This is a genomic window from Streptomyces omiyaensis (assembly GCF_014650895.1).
Classification (GTDB): Bacteria; Actinomycetota; Actinomycetes; order Streptomycetales; family Streptomycetaceae; genus Streptomyces; species Streptomyces omiyaensis.
Map to the genome: position 1 here is coordinate 60008 of NZ_BMVV01000019.1, position 17896 is coordinate 77903.

The 17896-nt window shown below is 73.4% G+C and carries 15 protein-coding genes and 1 pseudogene; 7 read left to right on the forward strand and 9 right to left on the reverse strand.

The window, feature by feature from the left end:
- Positions 1-38: 38 nt before the first annotated feature.
- Together IE287_RS26830 and IE287_RS26835 are read left to right on the forward strand one after the other, a co-directional pair.
- The gene (locus tag IE287_RS26830; RefSeq protein WP_189851779.1) at positions 39-458 is read left to right on the forward strand and encodes a MerR family transcriptional regulator; all 420 of its coding nucleotides are present in this window, start codon (positions 39-41) and stop codon (positions 456-458) included.
- Positions 455-1477 carry an aldo/keto reductase gene (locus tag IE287_RS26835; RefSeq protein WP_189851780.1) on the forward strand — a complete coding sequence of 341 codons (1023 nt, stop codon included), beginning with the start codon at positions 455-457 and terminating at the stop codon, positions 1475-1477. Before IE287_RS26830 ends, IE287_RS26835 begins: the two co-directional genes overlap by 4 nt.
- A 25-nt stretch (positions 1478-1502) precedes the next feature.
- On the opposite strand, the gene IE287_RS26840 is transcribed toward IE287_RS26835, so the two are convergent.
- The 7 genes from IE287_RS26840 to IE287_RS26870 form a co-directional block, all read right to left on the reverse strand.
- The gene (locus IE287_RS26840; protein WP_189851781.1) at positions 1503-2699 is read right to left on the reverse strand and encodes an acyltransferase family protein; all 1197 of its coding nucleotides are present in this window, start codon (positions 2697-2699) and stop codon (positions 1503-1505) included.
- Positions 2696-3679 (reverse strand): alpha/beta hydrolase, encoded by a 984-nt coding sequence (locus tag IE287_RS26845; RefSeq protein ID WP_189851782.1) that lies wholly within the window; start codon positions 3677-3679, stop codon positions 2696-2698. The genes IE287_RS26840 and IE287_RS26845 overlap by 4 nt, the downstream gene beginning before the upstream one ends.
- Positions 3680-3844: 165 nt before the next feature.
- Entirely contained in the window at positions 3845-4522 is a 678-nt protein-coding gene (locus IE287_RS26850) for a response regulator (RefSeq protein WP_189851783.1), read from the reverse strand.
- 112 nt (positions 4523-4634) lie between these two features.
- Positions 4635-5984, reverse strand: a complete 1350-nt coding sequence (locus tag IE287_RS26855) for a sensor histidine kinase (RefSeq protein ID WP_189851784.1) — start codon at positions 5982-5984, stop codon at positions 4635-4637.
- A gap of 192 nt (positions 5985-6176) precedes the next feature.
- Positions 6177-7043 (reverse strand): DUF4429 domain-containing protein, encoded by an 867-nt coding sequence (locus IE287_RS26860; RefSeq protein ID WP_189851785.1) that lies wholly within the window; start codon positions 7041-7043, stop codon positions 6177-6179.
- A gap of 74 nt (positions 7044-7117) precedes the next feature.
- Complete coding sequence (locus IE287_RS26865) at positions 7118-8332, reverse strand: alpha/beta hydrolase (RefSeq protein ID WP_189851786.1); 1215 nt, start codon at positions 8330-8332, stop codon at positions 7118-7120.
- Positions 8333-8677: 345 nt separating this feature from the next.
- Positions 8678-9343, reverse strand: a complete 666-nt coding sequence (locus IE287_RS26870; RefSeq protein WP_189851787.1) for a TetR family transcriptional regulator — start codon at positions 9341-9343, stop codon at positions 8678-8680.
- 253 nt (positions 9344-9596) lie between these two features.
- On the opposite strand from IE287_RS26870, the gene IE287_RS26875 reads away from it, so the two are divergent.
- Together IE287_RS26875 and IE287_RS26880 are read left to right on the forward strand one after the other, a co-directional pair.
- A complete protein-coding gene (locus tag IE287_RS26875) occupies positions 9597-11090 on the forward strand; it encodes an MFS transporter (protein ID WP_373307908.1) in 1494 nt (497 codons plus the stop codon).
- Between the two features lie 153 nt (positions 11091-11243).
- Positions 11244-11771 (forward strand): peptidase inhibitor family I36 protein, encoded by a 528-nt coding sequence (locus IE287_RS26880; RefSeq protein ID WP_373307906.1) that lies wholly within the window; start codon positions 11244-11246, stop codon positions 11769-11771.
- A gap of 193 nt (positions 11772-11964) precedes the next feature.
- Here IE287_RS26880 and IE287_RS26885 read toward each other — a convergent pair.
- Both IE287_RS26885 and aceE read right to left on the reverse strand, forming a co-directional pair.
- Positions 11965-12774, reverse strand: a pseudogene (locus IE287_RS26885) (potassium channel family protein); the annotation flags it as partial.
- Positions 12775-12850: 76 nt separating this feature from the next.
- The gene (gene aceE, locus IE287_RS26890) at positions 12851-15583 is read right to left on the reverse strand and encodes a pyruvate dehydrogenase (acetyl-transferring), homodimeric type (protein ID WP_189851789.1); all 2733 of its coding nucleotides are present in this window, start codon (positions 15581-15583) and stop codon (positions 12851-12853) included.
- A gap of 445 nt (positions 15584-16028) precedes the next feature.
- Between aceE and IE287_RS26895 the strand changes: the two genes are divergently transcribed.
- From IE287_RS26895 to IE287_RS26905, 3 genes are all read left to right on the forward strand, one after another.
- The gene (locus IE287_RS26895) at positions 16029-16451 is read left to right on the forward strand and encodes a DUF3052 domain-containing protein (protein WP_189851790.1); all 423 of its coding nucleotides are present in this window, start codon (positions 16029-16031) and stop codon (positions 16449-16451) included.
- 145 nt (positions 16452-16596) lie between these two features.
- Entirely contained in the window at positions 16597-17055 is a 459-nt protein-coding gene (locus tag IE287_RS26900) for a peroxiredoxin (RefSeq protein WP_189851791.1), read from the forward strand.
- A gap of 165 nt (positions 17056-17220) precedes the next feature.
- Complete coding sequence (locus IE287_RS26905; protein WP_030495317.1) at positions 17221-17796, forward strand: TerD family protein; 576 nt, start codon at positions 17221-17223, stop codon at positions 17794-17796.
- The last annotated feature ends 100 nt before the right edge of the window (positions 17797-17896 follow it).

Here is a 17896-nt window from a genome sequence, read left to right on the forward strand (position 1 = left end):
CTTGCCTGGAGTGCACTCCAACCTTTTAGCGTGGAGGCATGAGCGTGACCGAGAGCGTCGAGAGCACGACCAGGACCGCCGGGAAGGACCGCTACACGATCAGCGAGGTCGCCGCCCTGACCGGACTCACCGCGCACACGCTGCGCTGGTACGAGCGGATCGGCCTGATGCCGCACGTCGACCGGTCCCACACCGGGCAGCGCCGCTTCACCGCGCGGGACCTCGACTGGCTGGAGTTCGTCGGCAAGCTCCGGCTGACCGGGATGCCGGTCGCGGACATGGTCCGCTACGCGGAGCTCGTCCGCGAGGGCGCCCACACCCACGCGCAGCGCCGGGCCCTCCTCGAAGCCACCCGGCGGGACGTCCGGTCCCGCATCGCCGAGCTCCAGTCCACGCTCGCCGTGCTCGACGTCAAGATCGATCATTACGGCACCATCTGCGGAGGCACTTCCCCATGAGCGACAGGATCGACACCGTACGTCTCGGACCCGGCCGGGACGGCCCCGTCACAGGCGTCCAGGGCTTCGGCTCCATGGGCATCAGCGAGTTCTACGGCGCCACCGACGAGACCGCCGCCCGCGACACCCTCGACGCGGCCCTGGAGGCCGGCGTCACCCTGATCGACACCGCCGACGTCTACGGCAACGGCACCAACGAGGAGTTCCTCGCCCCCTTCGTCGCCGCCCACCGCGACGAGATCGTCCTCGCCACCAAGTTCGCCATCGAACGCGACCCCGCCCGCCCCGCCCACCGGGGCATCCGCAACGACCGCGCCTACGTCCGGCGGTCCGTCGAGGGCAGTCTGCGCCGGCTCGGCACCGACACCATCGACCTCTACTACATGCACCGGCGCGACCCGTCCGTGCCCTTCGCCGAGTCCGTCGGCGCCATGGCCGAACTGGTCGCCGAGGGCAAGGTGCGCCACCTCGGGCTGAGCGAGGTCACCGGGCCGGAGCTGCGCGAGGCCTTCGCCGTCCACCCGATCGCCGCCCTCCAGTCGGAGTGGTCGCTCTTCTCCCGGGACGTCGAGCGCTCCGCCGTGGCCGCCGCCGCCGAACTCGGCGTCACCCTCGTGCCGTACTCGCCGCTCGGCCGGGGCTTCCTCACCGGCGCCTTCGCCGACGCCGGCAAGGAGCTCTCCGAGCACGACTTCCGCCGCCACCAGCCCCGCTTCACCGGCGAGAACGCCGCGCGGAACGCCGCCCTGCTCGACCCCGTCCGGAAGATCGCCGCCGCGCACGGGGCGACGCCCGCGCAGATCGCCCTCGCCTGGGTGCATCAGCGCGCCGCCGTCCACGGACTGACGGTCGTCCCCATCCCCGGCACCCGCAAGCGGTCCCGCCTGGAGGAGAACGCCGCCGCCACCCGCATCACGCTCACCGGGGCCGAGCTCGCCGCCCTCGAACCCCTCGCGGGCCTGGTGGCGGGCGACCGCTACCCGGACATGAGCTTCACCGCGGTCTCCCGCGAGGTCTGACCCGCCCGCCCGCGCCCCGGACCCCTCACGCCAGGCCCAGGGCGAAGACCGCGAAGCCCGCCGCGAGCAGGCCCGCGACCGCGCGGCGGGCCGGTCCGGTGCGCGCCCACGGCGACTCGAAGCCGCGCGCGTACCGCCCGACGAGCACCAGCAGTCCGGCGAAGACCGGCATCCAGGCCAGCCGGGCCAGGATCCAGCCGGCCGAGTCCGGCGCCCCGACGAGTCCGGGCACCTCGCCCAGGAAGGAGGCGGGGACCGCCGCCGCGAGCATCGCGGTCTGGTGCCAGCACAGGATCGTCATCGCCGACAGGTTGATCACGACCACCGGCGCCCACAGCGCGGGCCGCCTCAGCCACCGGCCGATCCGCTCCCGCAGCAGGATCGCCGCCCCGCTCTGGGCCGCGGCGAGCGCGAGGACCAGCAGCGACGGCGGGTGCGAGTTGGTGCGGGCCTCGCCGGGGACGCCGACCATCGACGCCGGATAGCCGAAGACCAGCAGCAGCGCCGCGAAGAGCGCCGCCCCGCCGAGCAGCAGCGCCCGGGCGTGCCGCCTGCTCACCCGGCCCTCCCCCCAGGCGACGCCGAGCTGGTACGCGAAGAGCCACCCCGGCAGGATGTTCAGCAGGCTCAGCCAGGACGGCACGGCGTCCGCGTACGGGCCGTACCGCAGGAAGTCCACGACGGCGACCGAACCGAGCAGCGGGGCCGCCGTCCACACCCCGAACCGGCGCGCGGCCCGCACGCACAGCGGGGTCAGCGCCGTCACCACCGTGTACACCCCGACGAACCACAGCGGCTGGATCACCAGCGTCGACGCCGTCCGCAGCGTGTCCACCGGCACCCCGAGGGCGTGGTGGAGCAGCGGCAGCAGCGCCGCCCACACGGCGGTCACCCCGAGCACCGGCCGGCCCAGCCGGGCGAGCCGCCCGCCGAGCCAGGCCCGGGCGGAGCCGGTCCGCCGCCGGTAGGACAGGACGGAGGCGTAGCCGCCGACCAGGAAGAAGATCCCCAGCATCTGGAGGATCCAGCTCGCGGGGGCGAGCGCGCCGAAGGAGGCGAGCGGCGAGGCGTTGTGGAGCGCGCCGTCGGCGGAGAGCGTGAAACCGCCGAGGAGCCAGTGTCCGGTGGGCACGGCGAGCAGTGCGAGGGCCCGCAGTCCGTCGACGGCCCGGTCGCGGTGGGCGGGGGTGCCGGCCTCGATCCTCCGGACGAGCGTGCTCATCGGACGTCCCCCTCGGCGATCGCGGCGAAGGCGCGCAGCGAGGAGGTGCCGGGCGCGAAGTAGCCGTCGTGCCCGTCGGCGTCCCGCGCGGGCACCGGACGGGCGCCGAACTCCGGCGCCGTGGGGTCGGTGCCGTGCCCGTACCCGGCGACGGCCACGTTCGGCACCCGGTCGATCCAGTCCGTCGGGTCCTTCGCCGCCCACACCCGGGCGGTCGTCCGCAGCGCGGCCACGTTCCCGGCCCGCATGCCGGGGGAGCCGAGGACCACCAGGTCCTTCGCCTTCAGGTCGTGCGCGGCGAGGCCGCAGACCACGGAGCCGTAGCTGTGGCAGAACAGCGAGGGCTCGGGGCGCACCCCGGCGGCCCGCAGCCCCTCGGTGAAGCGGACCAGCCGTCCGGCGCCCGCCTCCGCCAGCTCGCCCGAGGCGGCGTCGAGCCCGACGCCCAGCGGCGTGGTGTAGCCGGCCCAGGCGACGACGGCCGTCCGCCCGCCGGTCGCCTCCCGCAGCGCGGTGGCCTTGCGGGTGAGGGAGTCCAGGCGCCCGGCGTCGACGTCGGAGCCCGGCACCAGCACCGCGACCCGCCCGGCCGTCGCCAGGTCGCCGTAGACCAGGACCGTCTGGCCCCGGCCGCGCGGATCGTGCGCCAGGACCCGCGCACCCGGGTACCGGCCGCCGGCCGTCAGGGAGTTGGCCTCGTAGCGCAGCTCCAGCGGTGCCCCGTCCAGGTTCCCCACCACCGTCGGGTGCGCCCGCACGAGCCCGCGCCGCTCTTCGGGGCCGAGGCCGGCGAAGAAGCGCGCGACCCCCGCCGGGTCCATCCGCTCCGGGTCCGGCAGTCCCGCCGCCCGCCACTGCGCGGTCCCCGCCGGCGGCCCGGTGACCGGCTTCTGCGCGGTCCCGGAGGCCCAGCCCGCCGTCCCCGCCACGCCCGCCGCCACCATGACGGCGGTCACCAGGGTCCTCGTGATGCGGCGCATGTCCGCCCTCCCTCTCCTCGGCTCCTCGGCCCTCCCGGGGCTGTTCCGGGGGCGAGAGGAAGGTAGGAAGGGGGTGGGGGACGGCACGTCACACCGGGGAGCCAACTCCCGTGCCGTACCGGGGTAGGGGGTGGACGAGGGGCCGGCCCCCGGCGGGGGGTGGGGTCAGCCCCCGGGGGTCACCAGGCCCGACTCGTAGGCGAAGACCACCGCCTGGGCGCGATCCCGCAGGTCGAGCTTGGCGAGCACCCGCCCGATGTGCGTCTTCACCGTCTGCTCGGCGAGCACGAGCCGCTCCGCGATCTCCTGGTTGGACAGTCCGCGGGCGATGAGTTCGAGCACCTCGGTCTCACGGGGCGTCAGGCCGTTGAGCCGGAGCGCCGTCACGTCCTTGCGGGCGGCCGGGCGGGTGGCGGCGAAGTCGGCGATGAGCCGGCGCGTCACCGACGGCGCGAGCAGCGCGTCGCCCGCCGCGACCACCCGCACGGCGGAGATCAGGTCGGCCGGCGGCGCGTCCTTGAGCAGGAAGCCGGAGGCGCCCGCCCGCAGCGCCTCGTACACGTAGTCGTCGACGTCGAAGGTGGTCAGCATCAGCACCTTGGGCCGGTGGGTCGTCCCGGCCGGCGGGTGCAGGATCTCCCGGGCCGCCGCCAGTCCGTCGAGCTCCGGCATCCGCACGTCCATCAGGACCACGTCGGGGTGGACGGTCCGCGCCACCTCGATCCCCTGCCGCCCGTCCGGGGCCTCACCGACCACGTCGATGTCGCTCTGCGCGGCCAGCAGCGCGGCGAACCCCGCCCGCACCATGGCCTGGTCGTCCACGATGATCACCCGAATGGTCACACGGCGTCCTTGGTCGTCGGTCCTTCTCCTGCCCGGTCGACCTTAGGCCGTGCCGCACGCCCCGCGCCCCGTGTGCCGCCCGGCTCCGGGTGCGGGCCGGGGCCGGGGACGGTCACGCCGCGCCCGGGGTCTCCCCGACGGCGTCCCCGGTGCCGAGGGGCAGGGCGGCCGCCACGCGGAAGCCGCCGTCCGCGAGGGGGCCGGTGTCGAGGGTGCCGCCGGTGAGCCGGACGCGCTCGCGCATCCCGACCAGGCCGTGGCCCGTGCCCGAGCCCTCCAGCGGCGAGACCGGCTCCCCGGCGGGGCCGTTGACCACCAGGACCGTCAGCAGCCCGGAGCCGTCCTCGCGCACCGACACCCGGGTGGGGGCGCCCGGCGCGTGCCGCACCACGTTGGCGAGCGCCTCCTGCACGATCCGGTACGCCGAGAGGCCGACGGCCTGCGGCACCTCGGTCCGGCCGTCCACGAGCTCCACGGCGAGCGACAGCTCGGCCGGCACCCCCGCCCGCACGGTCGCCTCCACCAGCTGCTGGAGCCGGTCCAGGCCGGGCTGCGGGGCCCGCTCGCCCTCGCCGCCGTCGCTGCGGAGCACCACGAGCAGCCGCCGCATCTCGGCCAGCGACTCCCGCGCGCTGCCCGCGATCGACGCGAACTCCTCCCGGGCCGCCTCCGGCAGCTCCGGGATCCGGTAGGGGGCGGAGTCGGCCTGCACGGTGATCACCGACATGTGGTGGGCGACCACGTCGTGCAGCTCGCGGGCGATCCGGGCCCGCTCCTCCAGGAGGGTGCGGCGGGCCCGTTCGGCCTCGCTGATGGTCTCCTGCTCGGCCAGCCGGCGCTGGGCCTCGGCCCGCGCCCGGACGGCCGAGGTGAGCAGCAGCAGCATGCCGCTGAGCACGAAGAGCAGCGTGGTGACCCCCGGGTCGCCGTACGGCCGCACGACCTCCAGCAGGTAGCCGGCCGCGCCGGTCGCCAGCCACACGCCGACGAGGGTGCGCCGGGGCTCGCGCAGTCCGAGCGCGACCATCAGCGCGCAGTACCCGACGACGACCGGCGGGGTCCACGGCCACAGCTGGGCGCGGGGCCCGTCGGAGGCCAGCAGGACCAGCGCCCCGGCGACGTCGGCGGGCAGCACGATCCACCAGGCGTGCAGCGGCCGGGTGGCGGCGAGCAGCAGCGGCGCGGTCTGCGCGGTGGCGAGTGCGCCGGCGAGCGCGCCGGGCACGTCGTAGTCGTGGACCAGCAGGTGGACGGTGACCGGCAGCAGGGAGGCGACGAGCGCGACGCCGAAGCCGTAGGGCAGCAGCCGCGCCCACCGCGAGGAGGCGCCCGCGAAGGGGGCGGAGCCGGGTGCTGCGGGCGTGGCGAAGGTGGCTTCCAGGGCCTGGAGGGCCACCCGTGACCAGTCCCGCAGACGGACCGCCCACCGCCGCGGCGCCGGCCGCTTCTCGATCGCTCTCATGACGGGTCAGCCTAGGTTCGCGACCGGGCCGCCGTCGTCGTACCAGGGGTCCCCCCGGCGGCCGATACCCAGGTATGACACCCACCCGCCGGCACGGGGGTCCCGCGCACGGGCGGCGGGGCCTCGGGCCACGGCCTTGCGCGGTCCCGAGGCCCGGCGGGATGCGGGCCCGGGGCCCGGGCCCCGCCCGCGCTACAGCTCGGCCAGGAGCTCCGTCTTCTTCGCCGCGAACTCCTCGTCCGTCACGAGGCCCGCCTGGTACAGCTCACCCAGGTGCCGAATCCTTTCGGCAACGGCGCCGGGATCCCCGTGCGCCGCGCCGCGCGCCCCCGCGGGGACGGGCGTGCGGTCCTTGGCGCGGATCGCGGAGAGGACCGCCGCCGCGAAGGGGAGGGAGTCGTGCACCGGGCCGTAGCCGAGGCCGAAGACGACCGACGCCGGGTCGTGGTCCGGCCGCTCCGGCCGCACCCCGCCGCCCCGGGGGAGCAGCCGCAGGAAGCCGCCGGGGGAGTCCGGCGACCGCCACTCGACCCCGCTCAGCTCCCGGACCCGGAAGGACTGGTCGCCCGTCTTCCACTTCTCCGACGTCGCCATCGTCGAGGACCAGCGGAACGCGACCTCGGAGGAGCCGTCGAAGGAGGCCTTGCCGTCGTACGCCTTGAAGGAGAGCGGCCCCTGCGGCGGCGCGACCAGGAAGCCCGTGTCGAGCCGGTCCGCCGGGTCCGCCGGGACCACCGAGGCCAGCTCGTCGCGCCAGCGGGCGGCGAGCGCCTCCCGGTCGGCGGGCAGCGCGAGCCGGTACGGATCGCAGGCCTCCTTCAGCTGCCCGGCCGCCGCCTCCATCAGGGGATCGGCGCCCGGCCGCGGCACGGCGTGCAGGACGACGGTGCCGCGCCGCCCCGGCGCGAGCGTCGCCGACGCCAGCGCCTCGTACGGCACGCGTCGCTCACGCAGCGCCTGGAACAGCCTCGGCGTACGGATCCCCCGTTCGAAGCGGATGACAAGTGCGTCGCTCTCCAGCTCCCAGGTGGCATGAATTCCGGCCAGCACATCACCCATACGCCTCATCGTAAGCGTCGCGTGGCCCTGCGTCGCCCCTCGGAACTGTCAGGAAATTCCGTGATCTACGCGCGTCAGAAACCGCCCGCACCGGAGATTCCCCCGTGGCACTCGCCGTCGGCACGTGCGCAGACGACCCGCCCGAAGGCCCCTGCGCCTATCGCCGCGAAGTTGCCGAGGCTCTCCGTGCCCGGCTCGAAATAGCCGGTGTGCCCGGCCGCCCCGGCGGCCGAGACCAGCCGCGCGCCGAACTCGGGCGCCACCGGGTCCGCCCCGTGCCCGACCCCGCCGACCTCCAGGTGCGGGACGTCCGCGATCCAGTCGGCCGCGTCCCGCATCGCCCATATCCGGGCCCGGGTGTCCAGCTCCGCCGCCGTCTCCACCCGCATCCCGGGACTGCCGGCCACCGCCAGGTCGGTCACCCGCCCCGGCAGCCGGGGCGCGGCGAGCCCGCACAGCACGGAGCCGTAGCTGTGGCAGAAGAGCGCCACCCGCGCCTTCCCCGGCAGGCCCTCGGTCAGCCGCACCAGCCGGTCGGCGCCGGACGCGGCGAGCCGCCCGGTCGCCGCGTCCACGCCCACCCGCGCGGGGGCGGTGTAGCCGGCCCAGGCGATGACCGCGACCCGGGCGCCGGGCGCGGTCCTGCGCTCGGCCTCGTACAGCGCCTGCGCCATGCCGACGGGGGCGGTGTAGCGCCCCCGCGTCTTCTGGAAGGTGAGGAGGTGGGTGTCGACGCCGGGCACGATCACCGACACCCGCCGGGCCCGTTCCAGATCGCCCAGGACCTCGGCCGCCCGCCCGGTGCCGGTGGGGTCGAAGGCGAGGATCCGGCGTCCGGGCTGCAGCAGGGAGACGAAGCGGTCCACCCGCCGGCGGGCCTCGTGCCGGCCCTCGGCGGAGAGCCGGGGGTCGTGGAGACGGGGGCGCTCGGCCTCCAGCGCGCGCGTGAGCCCGATCCGGTTGGCGCGGTAGCGCAGGGCGGGCGGCGCCCCGTCCAGGTTGCCGACGACGAGCGGGTACCGCTCGGCGAGCTCCTCGGAGCGGGCCCGGCCCAGCGCGGCGAACCAGGCGGCGACGGTCCGGGGCGGGGCGGTGGCCGGGTCGGGCGGCGGGGCGTCGCCGACCCGCTCCCGCGCCCAGGCGCTCAGCGCGGCCTCCATCGAGGCCGGGGACACCGGCCGGTGCCGGATCGCGGTCCAGCCGGTGGTCGCGAGCATGACGAGGACGACACCCAGCACGAGCAGGGTGCGCAGGACGGTGAGGGACGGCGGGACGTCGGCGGAGGTCACGGGCGGACACCCTAGACGGCCGAGATGACGGACCCGTCCGCGAGGCGTCCCGGTGACGTACGGAGCGGATTTCGGTGACGTACGGGAGGGGTCCGGTGACGCGCGGAGCGGACCTCGTGACGTACGGGAGGCCTCCGGTGACGCACGGAGCGGAGCCCGGTGACGCAGGGGAGGCGTCCGGTGACGTACGGGGCGGGCGCCCCGTGACGCCTGGTGAGATCCGCCACGGAGGGAGCGCCGGGCGCGCACCGGCCCGTACGGGGAGGGGCGCGCGGTGCGGTCCGTGCGGAGAGGCCCGTGCGGGGAGGCGCGGGGTGCGCCGCGGGCGGCACCGCCGCCGTCCGCTCAGCCGTGCGCGCGCGGCTCCCGCCAGTGGAGGGAGAGCGCGGGGCCCAGGTGGTCCAGGTACCACTCGGTGAGGGCCCGGATCCCCTCCAGGGTGCGGTCCGGCCCCTTGCCCCACATCTGGCCGGTGACCCGCATCACCCCGCTGAAGGCGGCCACCGCGATCCGGGGCCGCGGGTCGGCGTCCACGTCGAGCCCCTCGCGGCGGGCGACGAGCCGGGCGATGGTCTCCTCCATCTCGCTGGAGCGCCGCAGGTGCGCGGCGAGCAGCGCCGGCGTCGACTCGATCATGAAGAAGGTCCGGAGGTACAGCTCGACCGGGACGATCTCGTCGATCGTCTCGCCCACGCGGTCCCAGGCGGCGAGCACGGAGTGGCGCATCGCGTCGAAGGGGCCCTCCTCGGGCGGGCGGGCCGCCAGCGCCCGGACGAACTCCTCCTCCACCATCCGCTGGACGGCGAAGGCGACCTCCTCCTTGGAGGAGAAGTAGCGGAAGAAGGTGCGCTGGGAGACCTCGACCGCCTCGGCGATCTCGTCGACGGTGGTCCCCTCGTACCCCTGGGTCGTGAAGAGCTCCAGGGCGACCCGGACGAGCGCGTCACGGGTGCGCCGCTTCTTCCGCTCGCGCAGGCCGGGCGCGGACGGTCCGGGGGCGGGCAGGGTCAACGAGGTCTCTTTTCCGTCGAATACGGGAGGTTCTTCCTGCTCAGGGTACCTGTGAGCTACGTGACAGTTACCGACGCGTGAATCACTTTGTCAATTGTCAGTGGCTGTCACTAGCCTCGTTCCCATGACTAGTCAGACCACCGTGGAAAAGACCCCGCAGGGTCAGGGGGGCGTCCGGGAACCTGGTCCGGTCCCGGCGAAGGGCCTGCGCGGCCACCCCTGGCTGACTCTGTTCGCCGTCGCGGCCGGCGTGATGATGGTGGCGCTCGACGGCACCATCGTCGCCATCGCCAACCCCGCCATCCAGGCCGATCTCGGCGCCTCCCTGGACCAGCTCCAGTGGATCACCAACGGCTACCTGCTCGCGCTCGCCGTCGCGCTGATCACCGCGGGCAAGCTCGGTGACCGCTTCGGCCACCGCCAGACCTTCCTCATCGGCATCGCCGGCTTCGCCGCCGCCTCCGGGGCGATCGGCCTCTCCGACTCGATCGCCTTCGTGATCGGCTTCCGCGTGCTCCAGGGCCTCTTCGGCGCCCTGCTGATGCCGGCCGCGCTCGGCCTGCTGCGCGCCACCTTCCCCGCCGAGAAGCTGAACATGGCCATCGGCATCTGGGGCATGGTCATCGGCGCCTCGACGGCCGGCGGCCCGATCCTCGGCGGCTTCCTCGTCGAGCACGTCAGCTGGCAGTCGGTCTTCTTCATCAACGTGCCGGTCGGCGTGCTCGCGCTCGCGCTCGGCATGGTCATCCTCAAGGACCACCGCGCGGAGAACGCGCCGCGCTCCTTCGACGTCCTCGGCATCGCGCTGCTCTCCGGCGCGATGGGCCTGCTCGTCTGGAGCCTCATCAAGGCGGGTGCGGACTGGGGCTGGACCAGCGGCAACACCTGGGGCTGCCTGCTCGGCGCGATCGTCCTCTTCGTCGTCTTCGCGATCTGGGAGACGAAGGTCGCGGAGCCGCTCATCCCGCTGGGCATGTTCCGCTCCGTGCCGCTCTCGGCCGGCGTGGTGCTGATGGTCCTGATGGCCTTCGCCTTCATGGGCGGCCTCTTCTTCGTGACCTTCTACCTCCAGGGCGTGAAGGGGCTCGGCCCGATCGACGCCGGTCTGCGGCTGCTCCCGCTGACCGCGATGATGATCGTCTCCTCGCCGCTGGCGGGCGCGCTCATCACCAAGTTCGGCCCGCGGGTGCCGCTCGTCGGCGGCATGGTCTGCACCGCCGCCGCGATGTTCGGCATGATCACGCTCTCCGCCGACACCGGCACGCTGACCATGTCCCTCTGGTTCGCCCTCCTCGGCCTGGGTCTCGCCCCGGTCATGGTCGGCGCCACCGAGGTCATCGTGGGCAACGCCCCGCTGGAGCTCTCCGGCGTCGCCGGCGGCCTCCAGCAGGCCGCCATGCAGGTCGGCGGCGCGCTCGGCACCGCGGTGCTCGGCGCGGTCATGGCCTCCAAGGTCGCCGGCTCCTTCGAGGAGAACTGGACGGCGGCCGGCATCCCGGTCCCGGCCGACCCGCGCCTGGAGGAGGCCGCCGAGTTCGGCATGGCCCCGGAGGCCATGAAGGAGGCGCCCGGCATGACCGCGGAGCTCTTCGCCAAGATCTCCGACGTCATCCACGACACCTTCCTCGACGGCATGGGCCTGGCCTTCACCGTCGCCGGCGTCGTCGCGGTGGTCGCGGCCCTGGTCGCCACGCTCACCAAGCGCGGTGAGAACGCGGAGGCGGGCATGGGCGGCGGGCACATCTGATCCCGTCCTCCGAGGACCCGCAGGGGCCGTCACCCGTTCGAAGGAACGGGGGCGGCCCCTCTTCCGTCCGGGGGGTCCCTTCCTCCATGCTCGTGATTACAGAGAGTGACGAAGCGGGGGTTGTTCTGCATGAACGTGAACACGAGCACGGCCATGACCAGGGCTACGACCACGGCCACGAACACGACTACGGCCACGGCCCCGGCCCCGGCCATGAACACGAGCGCGAGGACGGCGGCCGTGCTCGCGGCGACGGCCGTCCTGCTCCTGGCCGCCCTCCCGGCCGCGGCGGCCCCTGCGGCGGCCCCCGCGACCCCACCGGCCGTACTGGCCCCACCGGCCGTACTGGCCCCACCGGCCGTACTGGCCCCACCGGCGGCTCCGGCCGCCGGGACCGTGCTCGGGGCGTGCGGCCCCGGGAGGCTCTGCCTCTGGCCGAAGCCCGACTTCAGGGGCCGGTCGTGGACGCACGAGCTGGCGACGACCGACCTGGACAGCTGCGTCGCCCTCCCGGCGGGGGCCTCGGCCCAGTCCCTGGCCGTCCGCACCGGTCGGCCGGTCACCGTGTACCAGTCGGCGGAGTGCGCGGAGACGGGCGAGTTCGAGACCTACCCGGGGCGCGGCACCTGGGTCCCGCAGACGCCCTACGAGGTCAGGGCCTTCAAGCTCTGGGAGCGGTAGGAGCCCCGTGCCCCGCCACGCCCTCCCCCGCACCTTCCCGCGCGTCTTCCTGCACACCTTCCCGTACGTCCTCCCGCGCACCCTCCCGTACGCCCTCCTGCACCGCTCCGGCACCGCCGGCCCCGGGCGCGGCGCCGGCCCCGGGCGCGGCGCCTGCCCCGGGCCCGGTGGCCTCCGGCGCGGTCCCGGGCGCGGGGATCCCCGGCAGCGCTCCGGGCGCGGCGGTGTCCGGCCCGGTCGCCGGTACGGCCTGCGGCGGCACGGGGCCCGACAGGCGGGCCACCTCGGCGCGGAGCTCGCGGACCTCCCGGGTCAGGGACTCCAGGAGCTCCGTCTGCCGGCGCTCCACCGCGTCGTCCCGCTCGAAGCGGGCGATGAACCAGGCCGCGATGTTGGCGGTCACCACACCCAGCAGGGCGATGCCCGAGAGCATCAGCCCGACCGCGAGCACCCGCCCGAGCCCCGTCGTCGGCGCGTGGTCGCCGTAGCCGACCGTCGTCATCGTGGTGAAGGACCACCAGACGGCGTCGCCCAGGGTCTTGATGTTCCCCTCCGGTGCGTCCCGCTCCACGTGCAGCACCGCGAGCGAGCCGAACATCATCAGCCCGACCACCGCGCCCGCCACATAGGTGGTGAGCGTGATCTGCGGGGCCATCCGGGCCCGCCGGCCCACCAGGAGGAGGGTGGAGACCACGCGCAGCAGTCGCAGCGGCTGCACCAGCGGCAGCAGCACGGCGAGCAGGTCGAGGGGATGCGACCGCACGAAGGCCCAGCGCGCCGGGGCGAGCGTCAGGCGGACGGCGTAGTCGACCGCGAAGGCCGCCCACACCCCCCACTCGACCCAGGAGCACAGCCGGAGCACCCGGGGCTCGGCGCCGGGCGCCACGATCGGCACGGCGTAGGCGACGCCGAAGGCCACCGCGAGCACCAGCAGCGGGGTCTGGGTGCGCTCTTCCCAGCGGACCTTCGGGGGGCGCTCCTTCTTCACGGACATGCGGGGCATCGTAGGGAATGCCGAAGGGCGGCGGGACCACCGGCCCCACCGCCCCTCACCAGGTGCTACGCCCCTCGGGGCACCGTCAGGCGTCGCCGCCCGCCGGACCCGGGTCGGCGGCCGCCACGTCGAGCAGCTGGTAGCGGTCCACCGCCTGCTTCAGGACCGAGCGGTCCACCTTGCCCTCGCGGGCCAGCTCGGTCAGCACCGCCAGGACGACCGACTGGGCGTCGATGTGGAAGTACCGGCGGGCGGCGCCGCGGGTGTCCGCGAAGCCGAAGCCGTCGGCGCCGAGCGAGGTGTACGCGCCGGGGATCCAGCGGGAGATCTGGTCCGGCACCGAGCGCATCCAGTCCGAGACCGCCACGAAGGGGCCCTCGGCGGCCTGGAGCTTGCGGGTGACGTACGGGACGCGCTGCTCCTCGTCCGGGTGGAGCAGGTTGTGCTCCTCGACCGCCACCGCCTCGCGGCGCAGTTCGTTCCAGGAGGTCGCGGACCAGACGTCGGCCTTGACGTTCCACTCCTCGGCGAGGATCCGCTGCGCCTCGACCGCCCACGGGACGGCGACGCCCGAGGCCATGATCTGCGCCGGGATCGCGCCGGACTCGGCCCGCTTGAAGAGGTGGATGCCCTGGAGGATGCCCTCCACGTCCACGTCCTCGGGCTCGGCCGGGTGCTGGATCGGCTCGTTGTAGACCGTCAGGTAGTAGAAGACGTCCTCCGCCTGGGGGCCGTACATCCGGCGCAGACCGTCCTTGACGATGTGCGCGATCTCGAAACCGAACGCCGGGTCGTAGGCGACGCAGGCCGGGTTCGTCGAAGCGAGGAGGTGGGAGTGGCCGTCCGCGTGCTGGAGGCCCTCGCCGGTCAGCGTGGTGCGGCCGGCGGTGGCGCCCAGGACGAAGCCGCGCGCCAGCTGGTCGGCCATCTGCCAGAACTGGTCGCCGGTCCGCTGGAAGCCGAACATCGAGTAGAAGACGTAGACCGGGATCAGCGGCTCGCCGTGGGTGGCGTAGGCCGAGCCGGCGGCGATCAGCGAGGCCGTGCAGCCGGCCTCGGAGATGCCGTCGTGGAGCATCTGGCCGGTCGGGGACTCCTTGTAGGCGAGGAGGAGCTCGCGGTCCACCGCCTCGTACTGCTGCCCCAGCGGGTTGTAGATCTTGGCGCTCGGGAAGAAGGAGTCCATGCCGAAGGTGCGGTACTCGTCCGGCGCGATCAGCACGAAGCGCTTGCCGATCTCCTTGTCCCGCATGAGGTCCTTCAGCAGCCGGACGAAGGCCATCGTGGTGGCGATCGACTGCTGGCCCGAGCCCTTGCGGACCGCCGCGTAGGTGGCGTCGTCCGGCAGCGCCAGCGGCTGGGACCGCACGACCCGGGTCGGCACGTAGCCGCCGAGCGCGCTGCGCCGGTCGTGCATGTACTGGATCTCCTCGGAGTCCCGCCCGGGGTGGTAGTACGGCGGCAGGCCGGACTCCAGCTCCTTGTCGGTCACCGGGATGTGCAGCCGGTCGCGGAAGCGCTTCAGGTCGTCGACCGTCAGCTTCTTCATCTGGTGGGTGGCGTTGCGGCCCTCGAAGTTGGGGCCGAGGGTCCAGCCCTTGACGGTCTGGGCCAGGATCACCGTCGGCTGGCCCTTGTGGGCCTTGGCCGCCGCGTAGGCCGCGTAGATCTTCTTGTGGTCGTGGCCGCCGCGCCCCAGGTGGAGGATCTGCTGGTCCGACATCGACTCGACCATCGCCCGCAGCCGGTGGTCGTCGCCGAAGAAGTGGTCGCGGATGTAGGCGCCGGTCTCCGTCGCGTACGTCTGGAACTGTCCGTCCGGCGTGGTGTTCAGCCGGTTCACCAGGATGCCGTCGCGGTCCTGCGCGAGCAGCGGGTCCCAGGAGCGGTCCCAGATCAGCTTGATGACGTTCCAGCCGTTGCCCCGGAAGATCGACTCCAGCTCCTGGATGATCTTGCCGTTGCCGCGGACCGGGCCGTCGAGCCGCTGGAGGTTGCAGTTGACGACGAAGGTCAGGTTGTCGAGGCCCTCGCGGGCCGCGATGGAGAGCTGGCCGAGCGACTCGACCTCGTCCATCTCGCCGTCGCCGAGGAAGGCCCAGACGTGCGACTTGGTGGTGTCGGCGATCCCGCGCGCCTCCATGTACCGGTTCATCCGGGCCTGGTAGATCGCGCCGAGCGGGCCGAGGCCCATCGAGACCGTCGGGAACTCCCAGAAGTCCGGCATCAGCCGCGGGTGCGGGTAGGACGACAGCCCGTTCGGGTACTTCGACTTCTCCTGGCGGAAGCCGTCGAGCTGGGTCGCGGTCAGCCGGTCGAGGAGGAAGGCGCGGGCGTAGATGCCGGGGGAGGCGTGGCCCTGGAAGAAGATCTGGTCGCCGCCGTCGCCCTCGTCCTTGCCCCGGAAGAAGTGGTTGAAGCCCACGTCGTAGAGGGAGGCCGAGGAGGCGAAGGTGGCGATGTGGCCGCCGACGCCGATGCCCGGGCGCTGGGCGCGCGAGACCATCACGGCCGCGTTCCACCGGGTGGCGTTGAGGACCTTGCGCTCGATCTCCTCGTTGCCGGGGAAGAAGGGCTCGTCCTTGGTGGCGATCGTGTTGACGTAGTCCGAGCTGCGCATCTCGGGCACGGCCACGCGCTTCTCGCGGGCGCGCTCGATCAGCCGGAGCATCAGGTAGCGGGCCCGCTCCCGGCCCCGCTCGTCGACCGCCGCGTCCAGGGAGTCGAGCCACTCCCGGGTCTCTTCGGGGTCGAAATCCGGGACCTGGCTGGGAAGGCCGCCAATGATGATCGGGTTGCGATCGGATCCGGGAGCCACGCTGTTCCTTCGCTGGTCGGGGGGAGCCCCACGAGGGAGGGGAGCCCCGTTGAGGCCGGGGTGTCCGAGGCCGGGGACGTCCATCGTGTACCCGGCTCGCGGCACACGTCATCTTTACCGAGAGGTAGTCCTCCCTGCGCCCTTCTTGCGGACGGGGTGTGGTCAAATCGCAACCTTACGCCCAATCCGCGCATGCGTTCCGGCAAGCTGTTCGGCAGACTGAAAACGCAGAAGCCCGCGAAGCGGGACGAATCGTGTATGCCCGATCACGGAGCGCTGTCGAACGCCGTCGGAAGTTGCGGTGAGACAGCCCCAAACGTCACCGTTTCGGCGGTCTCGGCGGCCGGGTACTTGCGCGATCCGCCCCGTCACGTGTGGACTACGGCCAGCGCCGCGCGCATGCGTGGCCCGATGCATTTTCCGATACATGATCAGGAGGCAAGCCGTGAGCGCGACCGCGGACCACGCGGAGGAGCGGACCAACCCGGCGACGAGGCTGGGGTTCGAGCCCGGACAGGTGGTCCAGGAGATCGGCTACGACGACGACGTCGACCAGGATCTCCGTGAAGGCATCGAGTCCATCATCGGCCAGGAGCTCGTGGACGAGGACTACGACGACGTCGCAGACGCCGTCGTCCTCTGGTTCCGTGACGAGGACGGTGATCTCACCGACGCACTGGTGGACAGCATCGGTCTGCTGGAGGACGGCGGCAACATCTGGCTGCTGACTCCGAAGACCGGCCGCGACGGCTACATCGAGCCGAGCGACATCAACGATGCCGCGCAGACCGCTGGTCTCTCGCAGACCAAGAGCATCAGCGTCGCCAAGGACTGGACGGGCACCCGCCTGGCCGCTCCCAAGCGCTGATCCCCTGATGCGCGTGGCCCCCGCCGTCACCGCGGCGGGGGCTTTCGCGCGCCCTCGACCGCGCGGGACCCCGCCGGCCAGGCCGTAGGGTGGGGATCACCGGTTCGGCCCAGGGGCCGGGCCCCGTCGAAGGGATGCGTACGCGATGGCGATCGAGGTCGGCACCAAGGCCCCCGATTTCGAGCTGAAGGACAACCACGGGCGCACCGTGCGGCTCTCCGACTTCCACGGCGAGAAGAACGTGGTGCTGCTCTTCTACCCCTTCGCCTTCACCGGCGTGTGCACCGGAGAGCTCTGCGAGCTCCGCGACAACCTGCCGACGTTCGTCAACGACGACACCCAGCTCCTCGCGGTCTCCAACGACTCCATCCACACCCTGCGCGTCTTCGCCGAGCAGGAGGGCCTGGACTACCCGCTGCTCTCCGACTTCTGGAAGCACGGCGAGACCTCCCGCGCCTACGGCGTCTTCGACGAGGACAAGGGCTGCGCCGTCCGCGGCACCTTCATCATCGACAAGGAGGGCGTCGTCCGCTGGACGGTCGTCAACGCCCTGCCGGACGCCCGTGACCTCGACGCCTACGTGAAGGCGCTCCAGACCCTCTGAGCCCACCGCGCCGGACGGGGAACGGGCGGCATTCGCCGACATCCCCCGATTCCCCGGGCGAATCGCCTGTTTCGACTGGGAACCCGTCACTAGGATCCAGTCGTTGATCCGATGCCAACGCACGACCGGGGGCGCTGCCCCCGGAAACCAATGATGGAGGGACTCGTGGGAGTCAGCCTCAGCAAGGGCGGCAACGTCTCGCTGACCAAGGAGGCCCCTGGCCTCACCGCCGTGACCGTCGGTCTGGGCTGGGACGTCCGCACCACCACCGGTACGGACTTCGACCTCGACGCCAGCGCCATCCTGGTGAGCGAGGCCGGCAAGGTGCGGAACGACCAGGACTTCGTGTTCTTCAACAACCTCAAGAGCGCCGACGGTTCCGTCGAGCACACCGGTGACAACCTCACCGGTGAGGGCGAGGGCGACGACGAGCAGGTCAAGGTCAACCTGGCCGGCGTGCCGGCCGACGTGGCCAAGATCGTCTTCCCGGTGTCCATCTACGACGCCGAGAACCGCCAGCAGTCCTTCGGCCAGGTGCGCAACGCGTTCATCCGCGTCGTCAACCAGGCCGGCGGCGCCGAGATCGCCCGGTACGACCTCTCCGAGGACGCCTCGACCGAGACCGCGATGGTCTTCGGCGAGCTGTACCGCCACGGCGCGGAGTGGAAGTTCCGCGCGGTCGGCCAGGGTTACGCATCGGGCCTGCGCGGCATCGCGCAGGACTTCGGCGTCAACGTCTGAGCCGAACACCCTCGGGGCCGTCCGGTCCGGGCCCCGCGCCCGGTGCCGGCCCCCGCTCGACGACGCCCGGCGCCGCACGCCTCGTGCGGCGCCGGGCGTG

What these genes read in the sequence shown, in the direction of transcription:
- IE287_RS26830 (WP_189851779.1), top strand. Translation starts at nt 39, where the DNA reads ATGAGCGTGACCGAGAGCGTCGAGAGCACGACCAGGACCGCCGGGAAG.
- IE287_RS26835 (WP_189851780.1), top strand. Translation starts at nt 455, where the DNA reads ATGAGCGACAGGATCGACACCGTACGTCTCGGACCCGGCCGGGACGGC.
- IE287_RS26840 (WP_189851781.1), bottom strand. Translation starts at nt 2,699, where the DNA reads ATGAGCACGCTCGTCCGGAGGATCGAGGCCGGCACCCCCGCCCACCGC.
- IE287_RS26845 (WP_189851782.1), bottom strand. Translation starts at nt 3,679, where the DNA reads ATGCGCCGCATCACGAGGACCCTGGTGACCGCCGTCATGGTGGCGGCG.
- IE287_RS26855 (WP_189851784.1), bottom strand. Translation starts at nt 5,984, where the DNA reads ATGAGAGCGATCGAGAAGCGGCCGGCGCCGCGGCGGTGGGCGGTCCGT.
- IE287_RS26860 (WP_189851785.1), bottom strand. Translation starts at nt 7,043, where the DNA reads ATGGGTGATGTGCTGGCCGGAATTCATGCCACCTGGGAGCTGGAGAGC.
- IE287_RS26875 (WP_373307908.1), top strand. Translation starts at nt 9,597, where the DNA reads ATGATGGTGGCGCTCGACGGCACCATCGTCGCCATCGCCAACCCCGCC.
- IE287_RS26880 (WP_373307906.1), top strand. Translation starts at nt 11,244, where the DNA reads ATGACCAGGGCTACGACCACGGCCACGAACACGACTACGGCCACGGCC.
- IE287_RS26900 (WP_189851791.1), top strand. Translation starts at nt 16,597, where the DNA reads ATGGCGATCGAGGTCGGCACCAAGGCCCCCGATTTCGAGCTGAAGGAC.